Annotated in this window: 2 protein-coding genes; both read right to left on the bottom strand. The window is 30.0% G+C overall.

Translation table 11 applies throughout. The annotated features are described in order from the left end of the window. On the bottom strand, window positions 1-662 hold a 662-nt coding region (locus HHH54_RS10865), incomplete at its 3' end, for an IS3 family transposase (protein ID WP_198618812.1). Then, on the bottom strand, window positions 629-1,153 hold the full coding sequence (locus tag HHH54_RS10870; RefSeq protein WP_198618811.1) for a helix-turn-helix domain-containing protein: 525 nt from the start codon (window positions 1,151-1,153) through the stop codon (window positions 629-631). The genes HHH54_RS10865 and HHH54_RS10870, both read right to left, overlap by 34 nt. Between the last annotated feature and the right edge of the window lie 55 nt (window positions 1,154-1,208).

Consider the following 1,208-nt stretch of genomic DNA (forward strand, 5'->3'; position numbering starts at 1 on the left):
GCTTTTACCCAAGCTTTATGCTGGTAGTGCCAACCTTGATCAGAATGTACTGTAGTTCGATAATTTAATTCAGGTATATTTTTAATAGCCTGATTTAAAGATGACAAAGCACATTCTAAATTTGGGTGCCTACTAATAGAATAAGCGATGATTTCTTTTGAAAATACATCTAAAACAGGTGACAAATAAAGCTTTGTATTTGTATTCTTAATATTGAATTGAGTAATATCTGTTAATAATTTTTGATAAGGTCTATCTGATACAAATCTTCGATTTAGTATATTTTTAGCGACTTTTCCAGTGCTTCCTTTATAAGATTTATAGTTTCTGCTTCTATGGTTAAACTTTGTGCATAAAAGTTTATTTTCTCTTGTTATTCTTAAAACTTTCTTATGATTAACTATAATCCCCATTGCATGAAGCTCTAAGGTAATTCTACGATAACCAACACGTTCATGATTTTTTTCGATAATTTCTTTAATCAACTTCAGCAGAGGTGCATCCTTATACTCTTTTAAACCTAAATTGTTTTTCCAATAATGATAGATACTTTTAGCTATATTGGCTACTTTTAGAATATGATTCAGCTGATAATCTTTCTCTTTCCTTAACTCAATAATAGCTGAAACTATTTCTTTGTTTGATTTTTTCGAGCTAAGGATTGTAACTTTTTTTCGAGTTCAATTTGGATTTCCAACAATTTATTTTCATAACGTAGTCTTTCAAGTTCTTCTCTTTCAGTTTCGTTTAATGGTTGGTTAGACGATTCACTCTTCTTATTTTTCATGGCTTTGGACACACGACCTTTCGGTTTTGGTTTTAAGCCAAGAATACCATACTCATTAAATTTCTTCTGCCATTGAGCAATTAAGGAAGGGTTAGGAATATTAAATATTTTCGCAGTTTCTTTATACGATAAATGATGTTCCAATCGGTATTCTATGATTTCATATTTTTCTTCTTTTGAATATTTTCTTTTTGTCATACCAAAAGTAAGACCTTGAATACCGAAGGTATCGTACTGATAGACCCATCTTTCGATATAAGACTGATGAATATTGTACTTTTTAGCTAATAAACCATAACCAAGTTGCCCGCTTTTGTATTCTTGTAATATTTTAAGTTTGAAATCTAAACTATAACTTTTATTCATAATTAAACACCCCAAAAGTTGAATTTTGTAGGTTCAACTTTTGGGGTGCAGTACA

It is taken from the genome of Staphylococcus canis, assembly GCF_016238445.1.
GTDB classification, from domain to species: domain Bacteria; phylum Bacillota; class Bacilli; order Staphylococcales; family Staphylococcaceae; genus Staphylococcus; species Staphylococcus canis.